The sequence below is a fragment of the Cohnella terricola genome (genome assembly GCF_007786475.1).
Taxonomy (GTDB): Bacteria; Bacillota; Bacilli; order Paenibacillales; family Paenibacillaceae; genus Cohnella; species Cohnella terricola.
In genome coordinates, this window is record NZ_VNJJ01000021.1 from 1 (window position 1) to 14,638 (window position 14,638).

A 14,638-nucleotide genomic window follows, 5' to 3' on the forward strand; every position below is an offset into this window, starting at 1 on the left:
CACCCGTCCGCCGCTAAGTTATTCAGGAGCAAGCTCCTAAACAACTCCGCTCGACTTGCATGTATTAGGCACGCCGCCAGCGTTCGTCCTGAGCCAGGATCAAACTCTCCATAATAGAGAGCCAGAAGGCTCAATCTGTATTGCTGGTTTCGTCTTTCGACGTTTTTGTTTCTTACGCTCAATGTTCAGTTTTCAAAGAACAATCGGTGTTTCGTTTTTGTCGTCCGCGCTAACGGCGACTTTTATAATATATCACAGCTGACTAGTGTTTGGCAACAGGTATTTTTTGGTTACCTTGTTTGCCTCGTTTTACTTCGTCCGCTACTGCCCTCGAAAAGCGGGGCGAAAGCTAATTTAACACATATTCTACGATAAGGTCAAGCATTTATTTTAATTTATTTCGATTTTGATTAAGTTTTATTGCTTTGCGACTTTAATCCAAGAGCATAACGTGATAATTCCCGCGGCGGAGCTATGCGTGCATACATTCGAAAGATAATCTTATAGCGCCTGGAGATCGCCTCCTTCACGGAGGCGTCAAGCCGCCGATCGTTTAGATCGAACAACATTTCGTCCATTTCCTTGCGCAATAAATAATCGAATTCCTTGCATTCCTTATCCGTAAACATCATTCCGAGCATAAAGGGGAGCCCCTCCTGTGAATAGGCAGCGTCGAGCCCCGCGTCGCCCGTTAGAGCGATTCGCCTGGCATCGTCCTACTGTTATGCTCCTTTTTTGCCTTCTTTATGTCTCTAAGATTTAGATAACCATAAAGTAATCGTACTTTCGACAGCGGCAGCCAGCAACAGTAATACAACGACTACGATGAGGGCGGGCACCGCTCCCGTCGCCGTCCGCACGAACGGCTGCCAAGGCTCCTTTTTACCGAAGGCCGATCCGAATATCCCTTTAATCAAGGTCATCCCAAACCGCAACCCGAACGCACAAGCTAGAAAAACCGCCGTCAATTCGAATATTCCGTGCGGCAGAATCCCCTTTACGATTAGAAGAAACATATTTTCGCCCTTGTCGGAAAGTATGGATAACATGTATCCCAGGATCATTCCATTGGAGACTAGCATCACAAGCGGCATAATTCCGGCAATAATGCCAAGTCCCATTACCATAAGGGTGCTAAAAATATTGTTCGCCGTGATCAGCAGAAATGCCGTCCATTCCGGAGTTTCGGACTTCACAATCGAATCCGAGATCGCCTTCACTCCTTTTATCTGCTGTTCCAGAAAATCCGCAGGCGCACCAGATGTACCTCCGATAACCACCCCCGCGAAAAACAGCATCGCCGAGAAAATAAAGTACGGACGAATTTCCTTCCACGTTTGCAACAGTCCCTGACGCGAGAACATGCGGCTTTCCCCCCATTTGACCAACTATTGATCCTAGATTTTGCGTTATTTCAGTCCTATGTACGGTTTTATTAATCCCATGCGTAGAGATATCGGCTCCGTTCGACTCATGCACGTGCGTTACTGCGCCCGGCTACGGGAGCCTTGTAATGAACGGGCATCGGAGATAAGGAGTCGATATCTCGGAGCCTTGATATCTCGGAGCATATAAGTCTATGGGTCAAGCATACATTGATAGTATCCAAGCCTGCGGCTGTCCGGAATTCCATCAGCCGTCAAGCGTTAATCCCGGAAGGAGCCGATGATTTCCATGAATCATTTTTTCGTTTTTAATGGACGGCGCATTAAGAAAGTATTTTTTCTTACGGTCGCGGCCATTCTGTCCATTTCCGTCATCTGGGTGGAGAAAAACAATCTCAACGTGTTCGCCCCTCACCCTCCCGCAGCCGTCTATAACGTCCCGACAGAACGCAAAGTTGTCGCCCTTACGTTCGATATCAGTTGGGGAGAGAAACGCGCGGAGCCCATTATCGATATTCTGAAAAACAAGGACGTAAGCAACGTCACATTTTTCCTGTCTTCTCCCTGGAGCAAGGCTCATCCGGATATCGTCAAGAAAATATCGGAAGCCGGTTATGAGATCGGAAGCCACGGTCATAAGCACGACAATTACAGCCAATATAGCGAGGAAGACATTCGTAAGCAAATTACGATCGCCGACGGTATTCTTAAAGATATGACCGGCAAATCGCCTAAATTGATCCGGATGCCCAATGGAGATTTCGACAAACGCGTGCTTCAAATTGCCGAAAATATGAACTATAAAGTCATCCAGTGGGATACGGACTCCTTGGACTGGAAAAATCCAGGCGTCGAGACGATCGTCGATCGTGTCGTGAACAAAGCCCATCCCGGGGACATTATCCTGCTGCACGCGAGTGATTCCTGCAAGCAGACGCACGAAGCTCTTCCGATCATCATCGATCAATTGCGTGCCAAAGGTTTCGAATTCGCTACCGTCTCCCAACTGATCAGCCAAACTGAAACCCAAGGCAAAACCGTTCAGGACCGTTCCGCTTGGAACGAGCTAGCTTCGCCTTATTTCACTTAGCAGCCGCCGGGGCTGCTTGAGCACCTGCAGGTTTGCCTAATATTTTGTGCAATTGCATGATCTGATAAGCGTTGCAGATATATAATGGCACCATTTGATACATCAAAGACGAGATGTCTCCGGTTCTGAACACCGGGATCGATTCCATGACTGTGATCGCCACCATGAAGAAAATCGTCGGAATCCAAGCTCCGGCGGAAGTTTGACTAACCTTCAGCCAGGCGACCAGAACCGAGGCAGCGAGCAGCGCGAGCGGTACCAGCCAGAATGTAACCGCCGGAAAATTCGTGTCATACGTCCAATAGGCGATTTCCACCAGAACGAACAACGCTAGAAAACCCTGTATGGCTACCCAGGAATACGGACGCTTGAAAATGCTTCTTGCTATGTAGTTCAGCATCAGATAGGCGAAAAAGCCCATATGAGCAAAAGCGCCGAACGTCATTCCGATTAAAGCCATCATTAAGACGTAAGATAACCAACCGCTTGCCTCCACATTGCGGAAATCGGGGTTGAACAATTGAATACATACGCTGCCGATTACGGTTACGATGGCTCCGATCAAGATCGTTGTACCGAATAATTTCATCCATTTACGTAAATTCAAATCCAGAAACCTCCTCTAAGTCGTCAAAACCATTTTACCATGAACAACATAAAAAGCCATGAATAACTCCTTATATTCACTAGCCTGTCGAAGCATACTACAGCCATTACCCTATAGAAAGGGAGCTGGTCGGTATGCGGTCCCGATTATTGTTCGGGAGTTTATTAGGAGCGTCCCTTCTGCTCTCGTCGTGCGGACAAGAGTCCGGAGGCAGCAGCGGCGGGCAGATGAGTTATAAAGATGTCAAATCCATGGTGATCGACATTCTCGGCTCGGAGGAAGCCCAGAAAGCGATGGAGAAAGCCTCCAATGCCCAGTATGGCGAAAGCACGCTGCAGATGAAGAGCATGACCCCTTCGGATCAAGCGCAAGTCAGACTCGCCGTGAAAGACGTTCTTACGGCGCCGGAATATTCATCGGTGCTCCAGAAGATCATGTCGGACCCGAAATTCGCCGGGGAATTCGCCAAAGCGGTGAGCAAGGATAACAAACAAATTCATAAAGATCTTATGAAAGATCCGGCTTATCAAAAGGAACTCGTCGATGTATTCAAAACACCTGAATTAACCAAAGTCATTACCGATTCATTGAAAAACCCCGACGTTCGCAAAGTGATCATGAACTCGGTCACCGAGCAGATGCAGAATCCGATCTTCAAACTCGAAATCATGAAGCTTCTTCAGAGCGCGGTTAAGGAAGAACTAACTCCGAAATCGGAAAAAGGCGGAAAAGGCGGGGAGGGCGAGGGCGAAGGCGGAGAAGGCGGTGGTGGAGAAGGCGGCGGTCAAGGCGGTGGCGGTGGAGGCGGTGGCAGTTAACACCGTCTTTCGTAAAAAAACGGTTGAACGGAGTAATCCCGTTCAACCGTTTCTTTATTTGCCGCAGCGTTCGATTACGGATTGCGCAAGCACTAAATATTCTTTCCCGATATCGGAATCCGCCTTGTACACCGATGGCGAGAAATCCGGTTCCGACGGATGATTGTCCGGGGCGCCAAGCGGGAATTGCGCGAGCAATTCGGTATTAAGCGTCTCGGCAAGCTTGCCCCCACCGCCGCGTCCGAATACGTATTCGCGATTTCCCGTTTCTTTGCTCTCGAAGTAGGACATGTTCTCGACGACGCCGATAATCTGGTGATTCGTCTTGATCGCCATCGCTCCCGCGCGCGCTGCAACGAAGGCAGCCGTGGCGTGCGGCGTAGTGACAATAATCTCCTTGCTCTGCGGAATCATCTGATGGATGTCGAGTGCGACGTCGCCCGTTCCCGGCGGGAGATCAAGCAGTAAATAATCGAGCTCGCCCCAATCGATCTCCGCGAAGAAATTGCGAAGCATTTTGCCAAGCATCGGCCCTCGCCATACGATCGGACTGTTGTCCTCGACGAAAAAGCCCATGGACATGACTTTAACCCCTAAACGCTCGATCGGTTTGATTTTATCCCCGACCTGCTCCGGCCTCTCCTCGATTCCCATCATATCCGGGACGCTGAAGCCGTATATATCGCTGTCGATCAATCCGACGCGCTTGCCCTTCCTGGCGAGCGCTACCGCTAGGTTGACGGTTACGGTCGATTTGCCGACGCCGCCTTTGCCGCTGGCGATGGCGATGAATTCCACTCCGTTATCCGGATGCAGAATCGTATCCTGTTCCAGACCGGCTCCATGGCCTCTGACCGGCGCTTCCTTCGGCTTCTCGGCCGATTTGCCCGATGCTCCGGATAGTTTGGCCGATACCTCGGACAACTCGTGCTCGTTCATGGCGCGAATGCGCAGATTCGGCACGGATACGGCTAGGCCGGACAGGGCCTGCGCGATAACTCTCTCCACTTCGGAGGATTGGCCGATGCTGTCCGGATGAAGCACGACGGACATCGATACGGACGATTCCCGGATCATCATATCGCGAACCAGACCGAGGTCGGTCAGGCTTTGTTTAAGCGTTGGTTCCTTCACGGGCTGAAGAGCCTCTAGTACGTTTTCCTTGGTGACCACGATTACGACCCCCATTTGATGTTCACATCCAACCTATTATAACACAGGCTTATCCGATTGACCGGAAGCAAACTTAAGAATTCCACGATAGATGGATGCGGCGACTTTCCGCTGATATTCTTCGTCCGCAAGCAAATTCGCTTCCTTCGGGTGCGATAGAAAACCGACTTCAATTAATGCGGTTGGCATCTTTAATGTTTTGAGTAGATAAACAGTGTCTGCCTTCTGGGCAATCCGCTCCGTATTCCCGAGCATACTGCGAAGCTCGGACTGAATATCAGTCGCCAAGCGCTTGCCTTCGGCATTTTCGGTGGAGTAGAACGTTTGAGCTCCCGACCAACGCGGGGACGGAATGCTGTTCATATGGATGCTGATTGCCAGATCCGCCCGCTGATTGCTGACTTGATCGGCTCTTTTCAACAAATCCTCCGTCTTGCGCCGCGCATACCCCTTCGTTTCCGGAAGAGCCAGGTCGTAATCCCCTTCACGCGTCAGCAACACGATCGCGCCTGACTGCTGCAGGTAATCTCTTAGATAAAGCACGATCGCAAGATTCAAATCCTTCTCAATTACTCCGCTGCGACTTACCGCGCCCCCGTCCGCTCCGCCGTGCCCGGCATCGAGCGCGATCACCTTGCCGGATAACGGAAGTGTCCAATGCGTCCATGTCCTCGAAGACGGAATCTCGTTCAGAAATATGACGGCGGTAAACAAAATAAGGCATGCTACGATTCCGATTCTGATCATCGCTTGCCGGGTCATCCATATGACCATGCGTTTTCGTCCGATCAATCGCCCTCGCCATTGATTGCGCTGTCCATGTTTAAACAATAAAATCCACCTCGCCCCGGGAAAACTCCCTACATCATATGGGACAAGGTGGACTTTTATGATTTAGATCGAATAAGATTTGCTGGCTTCCGCCATTCCTTCGATCAAGATCGACGCAACTTCAGGCCGCGAAAATTCGGGAGGCGGGCAAATTCCGTCGCGAAGCAACGCGCGTACTTTCGTTCCTGACAGAGTCAGATGATCTTCTTTGCTATGCGGGCATGTTTTGCTCGAGGCCATATTTCCGCATTTAGTGCAGAAGAAGCTGTGCTCGAAATAAAGAGGTGTAATCCCCAATTCTTCCGGAGCGAACGACTTCAGCAGATCCTGCGCTTCGTACGTACCATAATAATCGCCGACGCCGGCATGGTCTCGGCCGACGATGAAATGCGTGCAGCCGTAGTTTTTGCGTACGATTGCATGGAAGATCGCCTCCCGAGGACCCGCATAACGCATGGCCGCCGGAAACACGCCCAAGAATACGCGGTCTTGCGGGTAATAGTTTTCCAGCAACGCCAAGTAGCTCTTCATCCGGACGTTCGCCGGCACGTCGTCGGATTTAGTCTCGCCTACGAGCGGATTGAGGAACAATCCGTCCACGATCTCCATGGCCGCTTTCTGGATATATTCATGCGCCCTGTGCACAGGATTGCGGGTTTGGAATCCGACGACCGTTTTCCAGCCCTTCTCCGCGAACAGGCGCCGAGTTTCCGTAGGGTCAAAATAAAACTCATTGAATTTCTCCGGTACCGGACGGTTCAGCACTTGAATGGCTCCCCCGACGTAAGTATCCGGACGGTCGAACAACTTCACGACGCCAGGGTGCTCCAGATCGTCTGTTTTGAACACCTGTACAGCCTCGTGGCGCTTATCCGCCTTATAAATGCTCTCAATGTCGATCACGCCGTAGATGACGCCGTCTTGCTCGCCAACGAGCGCGGCCTTCTGACCGACCGTTAGTTGACGCGCTTGATCATCCGTTACGGCCAGCGTAATCGGAATGCTCCAGATCACTCCGCTTGTCAGACGAGTATTGTTGACAACAGATAAATAATCATTTTCGTTCATAAACCCGGTGAGCGGGCTGAAAGCGCCTACTCCGATAAGATCCAAATCGGATATCGTCCATGCATTGACAGGGATGGACACCCATTCGGCAGCTTGGGATAACAGTGCTTCGCGCTCTTGTCCCTCGACAATCCGGTTAATCAGTGTTCCGCCATGCGGTAAAATTGCGCTCATGATCTGAGTAGCTCCTTTTTCGCTGTATATATCCCGTTCCCGAAATTATTTATGCAGTCCGCATTCTGTCTTCTCGTTGCCTGCCCAGCGTCCCGAACGAGGATCTTCGCCCGGCATAACCTTCTTCGTGCAATATTCGCAGCCGATGCTCGGATAATTCTGATCGTGAAGCGGATTGTAGATGATATCGTTGGCTCGAATATAATTCCAGACATCTTCAGATGTCCAAGCAGCCAGTGGATTAAACTTCACAAGGCCGAACTTCGTGTCGTATTCCACTTTCTTCGCGTTCGCGCGAGTCGGCGCCTGATCGCGGCGAATGCCGGTAATCCAAGCCTCGTACTGGGATAGAATGCGCGTAAGCGGCTCGACTTTGCGCAGATTACAACAGGCGGTAGGGTCGCTCTTCCACAGTTCCGGCCCATGCTCTGCCTCTTGCTGCTCTGGGGTTAACTTCGATTTGACTTCGACGAACTTCATGTTGTATCTCTCTGCCATACGATCGCGCGTTTCGTACGTTTCTTTGAAGTGGAAATCCGTGTCCAGGTAGAAAATGTCGGTAGATGGGCTGATTTTCTGAATCATGTCCACGAGTACGACGTCTTCCGCTCCGAAACTGCACGCGAACGTAATGTTCGGGAACGTCTCGATCGCCCAAGCAATGACCGTTTCGGGCGAAGCGTTCTCGAATTCCTCCGCTTTCGCGCGAATCAGGTTTTCCTTCTCGATTAAGTTCATGACAACACCCTCCGCTTAAACCCTAGTATTTAAGTATGAATACACCATATTATACGCTCATAGACGTAATAGTTCAATCTATACTTATGACGCCAAGTTTGATACTAGGGCAACAAAAAAACGCCTTTCTCTCCATATAGTATGGGAGAAAGGCGTTTCTGCCGGAACGATATTAACGTTTCGAGAATTGCGGAGCGCGACGAGCGGCTTTCAAGCCGTATTTCTTACGTTCCTTCATACGAGGATCACGAGTCAGGAATCCAGCTTTCTTGAGCGCAGAGCGAAGCTCTGGATCCGCTTTAAGAAGAGCGCGGGAGATTCCGTGACGGATCGCGCCGGCTTGGCCGGACGTACCGCCGCCGTGAGCGAGTACAAGCACGTCGTACTTGCCTGTCGTCTCGGTCAGGTTCAACGGTTGTTTTACGATCAGCTTCAACGTTTCTACATCGAAGTAGTCGTTGATTTCGCGTTTGTTGATGACGATGCGGCCTTCACCCGGCACGAGGCGAACTCGCGCTACGGAGTGCTTGCGGCGACCCGTTCCTAAATATTGCACTTGAGCCATTCGAAAGACCTCCTTTATTATCCGCGAAGTTCGTAAACTTCAGGTTGTTGGGCTTGATGTGGATGTTCGCTGCCTGCGTACACTTTAAGTTTGCCTTGCAGTTGATGTCCCAGCTTGTTCTTAGGAAGCATGCCGTATACAGCCAACTCGATAATGCGGGCAGGCTTTCTGTTCAGCATTTCCTGAGCGGTCGTTGTTTTCAATCCGCCTGGATAGTGGGAGTGCGTGTAGTATTTCTTTTGTTGCAGCTTCTTGCCTGTCAGAACGATCTTCTCTGCATTGATAACGACGACGAAATCGCCAGTATCGATGTGAGGAGTAAATTCCGGTTTATGTTTGCCGCGGATCAAAGCTGCGACTTCGCTGGCCAGACGACCGAGAGTCTTGCCTTCGGCGTCGATCACGTACCATTTGCGCTCGACTTCAAGCGGCTTAGCCATGTAAGTTGTACGCATGAAACATCCTCCTTCGGGTAATTTCCCTGCTTTTATATGGAACGTTAATCGCATTCGATTATCGTTCATGTTTGATTTATCTTGTTGGGGTATTGCCTGGTGCGACGTGTTTGACTTGGATGTTGGAGAACGATCGAAGCCGTCTCCTTCAAACACACCAAAAGCGCGACATTTCTGCGCTGGGGCCGTGGGTAGCCACGCAGAAAGCACAAAATTTATTGTACATCAAAGCGGAGTGTTATGCAAGCAAAGATTTGCAGGCTCAGCTCCGTTCAATCGTCCCAACTTACTCACTTAAAGGAAGCGCCTCATAGACGACTTCCCATAGACTGAGACCTTGCGGCATGGCCGTCGGTCCTGCCTTCGAACGATCCCGAGCGGCTAGAATGCGCGCCATATCCTCCGGAGTTCTCTTGCCTTCCCCGACTTGAACTAGCGTGCCGGCAATGATTCGCACCATATTATAAAGAAATCCCGTTCCCGTCACGTACAAATGAACGACGCCGCGCTGCTTTCCGACATAATGAATCTCATCCCAAGCGCGCCCGTATATCGGGTTAGCGTACAGACTCTCCTCCGATCCACTCTCGAGCTCGAGACTGGCCTTTAGAATCGTCCGTACGTGGCTCGGTTTGGTCGATAACGGCGACGTATACGACGTGAAGTCATGTTCGCCGATTAAGCAAGCCAGCCCTGCCTTCATTCCTTCGATATCCAGCGGCGTCGGATGATGGAACTCGTAACGTCTGCGAAAGAGATCCGGCGTTCGGTTGCAATTGATCGTGTATCGATACGTTTTATTCAAAGCATGATGTCTGGCGTGAAATTCGTCGGGAACGCCATAGACGCTCTGAACGACGATATCTCCCGGCAGCCGCGTATTGAGCGCGATTGCCCACCGTTCGATCGGGATACTCGATGACGTGAGGAAGTTAACGACTTGGCATCTGGCGTGCACTCCTGCGTCCGTCCTGCCGGAGCCCATTAACTTCACATGCTCCCCGGACAAATGATAGATCGCCGCCTCCAGCTTATCCTGAATCGTATGGCCTCCGGGTTGGCATTGAAATCCCTGGTAGTCCGTGCCGTCGTAGCTGACGACGAGAGCGATATTACGCACAGGCTCACCCTCCAAGCATAACGGAATCGCCGGTCTTACGCCGGCTGTCGCTGACCACAAAAAAAGGATGATCCGAATGCGGGATTCGGTCCATCCTTCTTTGCTCCGTTCTTACGCGCGATCCACGAGCTCGAGGTACACCATCGGAGCCGAATCTCCGCGACGAGGTCCGAGTTTCAAGATGCGAGTATATCCGCCTGGACGTTCCGCGTAGCGCGGAGCGATCTCGGAGAACAGTTTCTGGATGGCGTCTTGTTCGCCATCTAGGCTTTCGCGACGAACGAATGCCGACACTTGACGGCGCGCGTGCAAGTCGCCGCGTTTCGCCAGCGTGATCAGACGTTCTGCGATAGAGCGAACTTCCTTGGCTTTCGCTTCGGTCGTTTGAATGCGCTCGTACAGGAACAGGTCGGTCGTCAGATCGCGAAAAAGAGCTTTCCGCGCGCTGGAGTCACGACTCAGTTTTTGATAGGCCATTTGTTTTTCCCCTCCTCGTTGCTATTCCTCGAAACGCAAGCCCAATCCGAGCTCTTCCAGCTTCTCTTGTACTTCCTCCAAAGACTTGCGGCCCAAGTTGCGAACCTTCATCATGTCTTCTTCGGTTTTCGTGATCAGCTCTTGCACGGTATTGATACCGGCGCGTTTCAAGCAGTTGTAAGAGCGAACGGAAAGATCGAGCTCTTCGATGGTCATCTCGAGCACTTTCTCTTTCTTGTCCTCTTCTTTTTCTTTCATCGTTTCGGTATCTTTAGCCTCATCCGTGAGCCCCACGAACAAGGATAAGTGATCGGTAAGGATCTTCGCGCCCAAGCTCACCGCTTCTTCAGGACGGATACTGCCATCGGTCCAAACTTCAAGCGTAAGCTTGTCATAGTTTGTAACTTGACCGACGCGCGTATTCTCGACCTGATAGTTCACGCGAGTAATTGGGGTATAGATCGAGTCGACCGGAATGACGCCGATCGGTTGATCTTCCTTCTTGTTCCGATCCGAAGGGACATAACCCCGTCCGACTCTGGCGAAAATGCGCATGTGCAGACGAGCTCCCGAAGCCAGGGTCGCAATATGCAGATCCGGATTCAGAATTTCTACGTCGCTATCCGCGCGAATGTCGCCAGCCGTAACGATGCCATCGCCTTCCGCATCGATCTCGAGCACTTTTTCCTCATCGGAGTGAATCTTCAGCGATAGACGCTTCAGATTGAGAATGATCTGAGTGACATCCTCGATAACTCCCGGAATCGTGGAAAATTCATGGAGAACGCCGTCAATCTGAACCGACACGACGGCTGCGCCCGGTAAGGACGACAGCAGAATGCGGCGCAAAGAGTTGCCGAGCGTCATGCCGTATCCGCGTTCCAGCGGTTCTACGACGAAACGCCCGTATCTCTTATCGTCCTGAATTTCCACCGAATCGATTTTTGGTTTCTCGATCACTATCATAACCAAAACCTCCTTCAAAACGTCGCTGACGTTGCCCATTGTACACCCAGGCCAATTGACCCGGCCTTTAACAAGGAGAAATGTTTATGGGGTAAACCGTGTAGTATGCCTAACCGTTACAACCATTATTCTCAAGTTGTTCTTGTTTGATACCACAACAGCAACGATGTTATACGCGGCGGCGCTTCGGAGGACGGCATCCGTTATGCGGGATTGGAGTGACGTCACGGATCATGCTGACTTCAAGACCTGCAGCTTGCAACGAACGAATCGCGGCTTCGCGGCCTGCGCCAGGACCTTTAACGGACACTTCAACCAAACGCATGCCGTGTTCCATTGCAGCGCGGGCTGCAGATTCGGCTGCCATTTGTGCAGCGAACGGCGTGCTCTTACGGGAGCCCTTAAAGCCAAGGTTACCCGAGCTAGCCCAGGAAACCGCGTTTCCATGCGGATCCGTAATCGTCACGATTGTATTGTTAAACGTGGAACGGATATGTGCCACGCCGGAATCAATATTCTTCCGATCACGACGCTTGGTACGAACGACTTTTTTGCCCTTTTGTGCCATGTTTGTTAACCCCCCTTATTACTTCTTCTTGTTCGCTACCGTACGACGCGGACCTTTGCGTGTACGTGCGTTCGTCTTCGAACGTTGTCCGCGAACCGGCAGACCGCGGCGGTGACGGATGCCTCGATAGCAGCCGATTTCAATCAGCCGTTTGATGTTTAGTGCAATCTCGCGACGAAGGTCGCCTTCGACTTTCACTTCTTTGTCGATCGTTTCGCGAAGACGAGCCAGCTCATCTTCCGTCAGATCGCGAACGCGAGTGTCGGGATTGACGCCCGTGGACGTCAGAACCTTCTGAGAAGTGGATTTACCGATTCCGAAGATGTACGTCAGAGCGATTTCCACGCGCTTGTCGCGCGGGAGGTCAACACCAGATATACGTGCCATTAATGGGGGCACCTCCTTCTATATTAGCCTTGTTTTTGTTTGTGCTTCGGGTTCTCGCAGATCACCATCACGTTGCCTTTGCGACGAATGACTTTGCATTTTTCGCAAATCGGCTTGACCGACGGTCTCACTTTCATGATAATACCCTCCTTAATTGTGGAGCGAACGAACTTATTTGCGGTAAGTGATACGGCCCCGCGTCAAATCATAAGGTGACAGTTGGATAACAACTTTATCCCCCGTCAGAATCCGTATGAAATGCATCCGGAGTTTACCGGAAACATGCGCAAGGATTTGATGTCCGTTCTCGAGTTCCACCTTGAACATGGCATTCGGCAGCGGTTCAATGACCGTTCCTTCTACCTCGATGACGTCCTCTTTGGCCACCGTCATTCTCCTTTCTCTACAGCATGCATTTCAGTGCGCCCGGCTGTGCGTCGTTGTGCGATCACGAGTCGGTTGTCACGCGCGAGATCGATGCTGCGGAGTCGTGCTCTTGCATCTCGGCCTGAGCAAGCCTCTGTTCGATTTGGCCGATCGCGTGCCGAATTTTTGCATTCGTTACGCGGCCGGTTTCGCGAAGACTGTTCGCGACCTCTTCGCTTCGGGTGCCGAGCGGTTCGAGATGCAGCACGTTTTTGCGTTTGGGCCGATCGAACCGGCGTTTATCGCCGTCGGCTACAAGCGCAAATCGTTCTTCGACCAAGGCGATGACTATCGCTAGCTCCCCTTCGTCTCTTCCGCGCCGGCTTCTCACGATATCTCCGGGCGTTAGCTTCACGTTTACCGTCATATCATTCACCTAGCTTGACGCACGAGTTAGAATCTCGTACCCGTCTTCGGTTACGGCAACCGTATGCTCGAAATGCGCGCACAGGGATCCATCCACCGTGACGACTGTCCAGTTATCGGATAGAGTCTTCACGTAACGTTCTCCTATATTAACCATTGGTTCGATTGCCAGAGTCATTCCGGGTTTAAGACGCGGCCCGCGATCGGGCGATCCGTAGTTCGGAATTTGCGGTTCCTCGTGAAGTTCGGCTCCTACGCCGTGTCCGACATACTCCCTCACAACCGAGAATCCCGCCTCTTCGATCACTTTCTGAATCGCATGAGATACGGTGAACAGCCTCACATCGGGACGTACAAGCTCCAAACCTGCATAGAGGGAAGCTTCCGTTACGTCGAGTAGCCGCTGCGCTTCGTCGGATATTTGTCCGACTCCGTATGTCCATGCGGAATCTCCATGATAACCTTGGTACTGTGCGCCGATGTCGATGCTGATGATATCGCCTTCTACTAACTTCCGTGGACCGGGGAACCCATGAACGAGTTCCTCATTCGTAGAAGCGCATATGCTGGCGGGAAAACCGTTATAACCTTTGAAAGAGGGAACGGCACCTTGGCTTCGAATGAACGAATCGGCGATCCGGTCCAGTTCGGCGGTTGTGATCCCGGGAACGATCGCTTGTTTCATCAAGCGATGCGTCTCCGCCACAATCCGTCCCGCCTCGCGCATCAAGTTTAACTCTTTCTCAGACTTGATTACGATCATGGCCGATTACCCTCTGAGAAGAGAAGCGATATCGGCCGTAACCGAATCGATCTCCTTCTCCCCATCTACTTCGCGGAGCAAACCTTTGTCGCCGTAATACGTCAGAAGCGGTGCCGTCTTGCTAGTATATTCATCAAGTCGCGTACCTACTTTTTCTTCCGTATCGTCGGAACGCTGATACAGCTCGCCCCCGTCTTTATCGCAGACGCCTTCCTGCTTAGGCGGGTTGAAAACGACATGATACGTTGTGCCGCAAGTTTTGCAAATCCTTCTTCCTGTTAAGCGGGCGAGCAAGAAGCCGCGATCCACTTTGAGGTTGATGACATGATCGATCTTGCGACCCATATCGGCAAGCATGCCGTCCAGCGCTTCGGCTTGCGCGATCGTCCGGGGAAACCCGTCCAACAGAAAACCGTTGGCACAGTCATCCGCCGCGAGACGATCCCGCACGATGCCGTTCGTCACTTCGTCCGGAACAAGCAGGCCTTGGTCGACGTACTCCTTAGCCTTTTGCCCGAGCGGAGTGCCTTGTTTCATGGCTAAACGAAACGCATCACCGGTCGAGATGTGCGGGATGCCGAATTGCTCGACGATCCGTTCTGCTTGCGTTCCTTTACCGGCGCCAGGAGGCCCCATAAACAAAATGTTCATTGCTGTTCCT

The 14,638-nt window shown here is 51.5% G+C and carries 21 protein-coding genes and 1 rRNA gene; 2 read left to right on the top strand and 20 right to left on the bottom strand.

Annotated elements, in window-relative coordinates; genetic code table 11:
• The 3 genes from FPZ45_RS22805 to FPZ45_RS22815 form a co-directional block, all read right to left on the bottom strand.
• A 16S ribosomal RNA gene (locus FPZ45_RS22805) occupies window positions 1-115 on the bottom strand; the annotation flags it as partial.
• Between the two features lie 295 nt (window positions 116-410).
• Window positions 411-641, bottom strand: a complete 231-nt coding sequence (locus FPZ45_RS22810) for a hypothetical protein (RefSeq protein WP_144706870.1) — start codon at window positions 639-641, stop codon at window positions 411-413.
• A gap of 111 nt (window positions 642-752) precedes the next feature.
• Window positions 753-1,364, bottom strand: a complete 612-nt coding sequence (locus FPZ45_RS22815; protein WP_144706872.1) for a stage II sporulation protein M — start codon at window positions 1,362-1,364, stop codon at window positions 753-755.
• A gap of 310 nt (window positions 1,365-1,674) precedes the next feature.
• Here FPZ45_RS22815 and pdaB point away from each other — a divergent pair, with 310 nt between their 5' ends.
• Window positions 1,675-2,475 carry a polysaccharide deacetylase family sporulation protein PdaB gene (gene pdaB / locus FPZ45_RS22820; protein ID WP_144706874.1) on the top strand — a complete coding sequence of 267 codons (801 nt, stop codon included), beginning with the start codon at window positions 1,675-1,677 and terminating at the stop codon, window positions 2,473-2,475.
• On the opposite strand, the gene FPZ45_RS22825 is transcribed toward pdaB, so the two are convergent.
• Window positions 2,468-3,082, bottom strand: a complete 615-nt coding sequence (locus tag FPZ45_RS22825) for a KinB-signaling pathway activation protein (RefSeq protein WP_144706876.1) — start codon at window positions 3,080-3,082, stop codon at window positions 2,468-2,470. The genes pdaB and FPZ45_RS22825 overlap by 8 nt on opposite strands.
• 134 nt (window positions 3,083-3,216) lie before the next feature.
• Here FPZ45_RS22825 and gerD point away from each other — a divergent pair, with 134 nt between their 5' ends.
• On the top strand, window positions 3,217-3,900 hold the full coding sequence (gene gerD, locus FPZ45_RS25450) for a spore germination lipoprotein GerD (protein ID WP_186438528.1): 684 nt from the start codon (window positions 3,217-3,219) through the stop codon (window positions 3,898-3,900).
• Window positions 3,901-3,954: 54 nt separating this feature from the next.
• Here gerD and FPZ45_RS22830 read toward each other — a convergent pair whose 3' ends face one another.
• The 16 genes from FPZ45_RS22830 to FPZ45_RS22905 all read right to left on the bottom strand — a co-directional run bounded on the left by FPZ45_RS22830 (window position 3,955) and on the right by FPZ45_RS22905 (window position 14,628).
• On the bottom strand, window positions 3,955-5,073 hold the full coding sequence (locus tag FPZ45_RS22830; protein WP_144706997.1) for a P-loop NTPase: 1,119 nt from the start codon (window positions 5,071-5,073) through the stop codon (window positions 3,955-3,957).
• A gap of 36 nt (window positions 5,074-5,109) precedes the next feature.
• Window positions 5,110-5,847 carry an N-acetylmuramoyl-L-alanine amidase CwlD gene (gene cwlD / locus FPZ45_RS22835; RefSeq protein WP_144706999.1) on the bottom strand — a complete coding sequence of 246 codons (738 nt, stop codon included), beginning with the start codon at window positions 5,845-5,847 and terminating at the stop codon, window positions 5,110-5,112.
• A 120-nt stretch (window positions 5,848-5,967) separates the two neighbouring features.
• Window positions 5,968-7,146: a sulfate adenylyltransferase gene (gene sat / locus FPZ45_RS22840; protein WP_144706878.1), complete on the bottom strand. Its 1,179-nt coding sequence runs from the start codon at window positions 7,144-7,146 to the stop codon at window positions 5,968-5,970.
• 45 nt (window positions 7,147-7,191) lie between these two features.
• Window positions 7,192-7,884 carry a phosphoadenylyl-sulfate reductase gene (locus FPZ45_RS22845; RefSeq protein ID WP_144706880.1) on the bottom strand — a complete coding sequence of 231 codons (693 nt, stop codon included), beginning with the start codon at window positions 7,882-7,884 and terminating at the stop codon, window positions 7,192-7,194.
• A 172-nt stretch (window positions 7,885-8,056) separates the two neighbouring features.
• Window positions 8,057-8,449: a 30S ribosomal protein S9 gene (gene rpsI, locus FPZ45_RS22850; protein ID WP_144706882.1), complete on the bottom strand. Its 393-nt coding sequence runs from the start codon at window positions 8,447-8,449 to the stop codon at window positions 8,057-8,059.
• A 17-nt stretch (window positions 8,450-8,466) separates the two neighbouring features.
• The gene (gene rplM, locus FPZ45_RS22855) at window positions 8,467-8,904 is read right to left on the bottom strand and encodes a 50S ribosomal protein L13 (protein ID WP_144706884.1); all 438 of its coding nucleotides are present in this window, start codon (window positions 8,902-8,904) and stop codon (window positions 8,467-8,469) included.
• A 286-nt stretch (window positions 8,905-9,190) separates the two neighbouring features.
• Window positions 9,191-10,024: a tRNA pseudouridine(38-40) synthase TruA gene (gene truA, locus FPZ45_RS22860; RefSeq protein ID WP_144706886.1), complete on the bottom strand. Its 834-nt coding sequence runs from the start codon at window positions 10,022-10,024 to the stop codon at window positions 9,191-9,193.
• Window positions 10,025-10,135: 111 nt separating this feature from the next.
• Complete coding sequence (gene rplQ, locus FPZ45_RS22865; protein WP_144706888.1) at window positions 10,136-10,501, bottom strand: 50S ribosomal protein L17; 366 nt, start codon at window positions 10,499-10,501, stop codon at window positions 10,136-10,138.
• Window positions 10,502-10,522: 21 nt separating this feature from the next.
• On the bottom strand, window positions 10,523-11,467 hold the full coding sequence (locus tag FPZ45_RS22870) for a DNA-directed RNA polymerase subunit alpha (protein WP_144706890.1): 945 nt from the start codon (window positions 11,465-11,467) through the stop codon (window positions 10,523-10,525).
• A gap of 169 nt (window positions 11,468-11,636) precedes the next feature.
• Window positions 11,637-12,035 (bottom strand): 30S ribosomal protein S11, encoded by a 399-nt coding sequence (rpsK, locus tag FPZ45_RS22875; protein WP_094050605.1) that lies wholly within the window; start codon window positions 12,033-12,035, stop codon window positions 11,637-11,639.
• An 18-nt stretch (window positions 12,036-12,053) separates the two neighbouring features.
• A complete protein-coding gene (gene rpsM / locus FPZ45_RS22880; protein WP_144706892.1) occupies window positions 12,054-12,422 on the bottom strand; it encodes a 30S ribosomal protein S13 in 369 nt (122 codons plus the stop codon).
• Between the two features lie 23 nt (window positions 12,423-12,445).
• Window positions 12,446-12,559 (bottom strand): 50S ribosomal protein L36, encoded by a 114-nt coding sequence (rpmJ, locus tag FPZ45_RS22885; RefSeq protein WP_003333770.1) that lies wholly within the window; start codon window positions 12,557-12,559, stop codon window positions 12,446-12,448.
• Window positions 12,560-12,593: 34 nt separating this feature from the next.
• Window positions 12,594-12,809 (bottom strand): translation initiation factor IF-1, encoded by a 216-nt coding sequence (infA, locus tag FPZ45_RS22890; RefSeq protein ID WP_035121186.1) that lies wholly within the window; start codon window positions 12,807-12,809, stop codon window positions 12,594-12,596.
• A gap of 61 nt (window positions 12,810-12,870) precedes the next feature.
• Complete coding sequence (locus tag FPZ45_RS22895) at window positions 12,871-13,215, bottom strand: KOW domain-containing RNA-binding protein (RefSeq protein WP_144706894.1); 345 nt, start codon at window positions 13,213-13,215, stop codon at window positions 12,871-12,873.
• 9 nt (window positions 13,216-13,224) lie between these two features.
• Window positions 13,225-13,977 (bottom strand): type I methionyl aminopeptidase, encoded by a 753-nt coding sequence (gene map, locus FPZ45_RS22900; protein ID WP_144706896.1) that lies wholly within the window; start codon window positions 13,975-13,977, stop codon window positions 13,225-13,227.
• Between the two features lie 6 nt (window positions 13,978-13,983).
• Window positions 13,984-14,628: an adenylate kinase gene (locus tag FPZ45_RS22905; protein WP_144706898.1), complete on the bottom strand. Its 645-nt coding sequence runs from the start codon at window positions 14,626-14,628 to the stop codon at window positions 13,984-13,986.
• Window positions 14,629-14,638 lie beyond the last annotated feature (10 nt).

Excerpts from the sequence above, each read along its gene's own strand:
- FPZ45_RS22810 (WP_144706870.1), bottom strand. The coding sequence starts at position 641 with ATGCTCGGAATGATGTTTACGGATAAGGAATGCAAGGAATTCGATTAT.
- FPZ45_RS22815 (WP_144706872.1), bottom strand. The coding sequence starts at position 1,364 with ATGTTCTCGCGTCAGGGACTGTTGCAAACGTGGAAGGAAATTCGTCCG.
- pdaB (WP_144706874.1), top strand. The coding sequence starts at position 1,675 with ATGAATCATTTTTTCGTTTTTAATGGACGGCGCATTAAGAAAGTATTT.
- gerD (WP_186438528.1), top strand. The coding sequence starts at position 3,217 with ATGCGGTCCCGATTATTGTTCGGGAGTTTATTAGGAGCGTCCCTTCTG.
- cwlD (WP_144706999.1), bottom strand. The coding sequence starts at position 5,847 with ATGGTCATATGGATGACCCGGCAAGCGATGATCAGAATCGGAATCGTA.
- sat (WP_144706878.1), bottom strand. The coding sequence starts at position 7,146 with ATGAGCGCAATTTTACCGCATGGCGGAACACTGATTAACCGGATTGTC.
- FPZ45_RS22845 (WP_144706880.1), bottom strand. The coding sequence starts at position 7,884 with ATGAACTTAATCGAGAAGGAAAACCTGATTCGCGCGAAAGCGGAGGAA.
- rpsI (WP_144706882.1), bottom strand. The coding sequence starts at position 8,449 with ATGGCTCAAGTGCAATATTTAGGAACGGGTCGCCGCAAGCACTCCGTA.
- rplM (WP_144706884.1), bottom strand. The coding sequence starts at position 8,904 with ATGCGTACAACTTACATGGCTAAGCCGCTTGAAGTCGAGCGCAAATGG.
- rplQ (WP_144706888.1), bottom strand. The coding sequence starts at position 10,501 with ATGGCCTATCAAAAACTGAGTCGTGACTCCAGCGCGCGGAAAGCTCTT.
- FPZ45_RS22870 (WP_144706890.1), bottom strand. The coding sequence starts at position 11,467 with ATGATAGTGATCGAGAAACCAAAAATCGATTCGGTGGAAATTCAGGAC.
- rpsK (WP_094050605.1), bottom strand. The coding sequence starts at position 12,035 with ATGGCACAAAAGGGCAAAAAAGTCGTTCGTACCAAGCGTCGTGATCGG.
- rpsM (WP_144706892.1), bottom strand. The coding sequence starts at position 12,422 with ATGGCACGTATATCTGGTGTTGACCTCCCGCGCGACAAGCGCGTGGAA.
- rpmJ (WP_003333770.1), bottom strand. The coding sequence starts at position 12,559 with ATGAAAGTGAGACCGTCGGTCAAGCCGATTTGCGAAAAATGCAAAGTC.
- FPZ45_RS22895 (WP_144706894.1), bottom strand. The coding sequence starts at position 13,215 with ATGACGGTAAACGTGAAGCTAACGCCCGGAGATATCGTGAGAAGCCGG.
- map (WP_144706896.1), bottom strand. The coding sequence starts at position 13,977 with ATGATCGTAATCAAGTCTGAGAAAGAGTTAAACTTGATGCGCGAGGCG.
- FPZ45_RS22905 (WP_144706898.1), bottom strand. The coding sequence starts at position 14,628 with ATGAACATTTTGTTTATGGGGCCTCCTGGCGCCGGTAAAGGAACGCAA.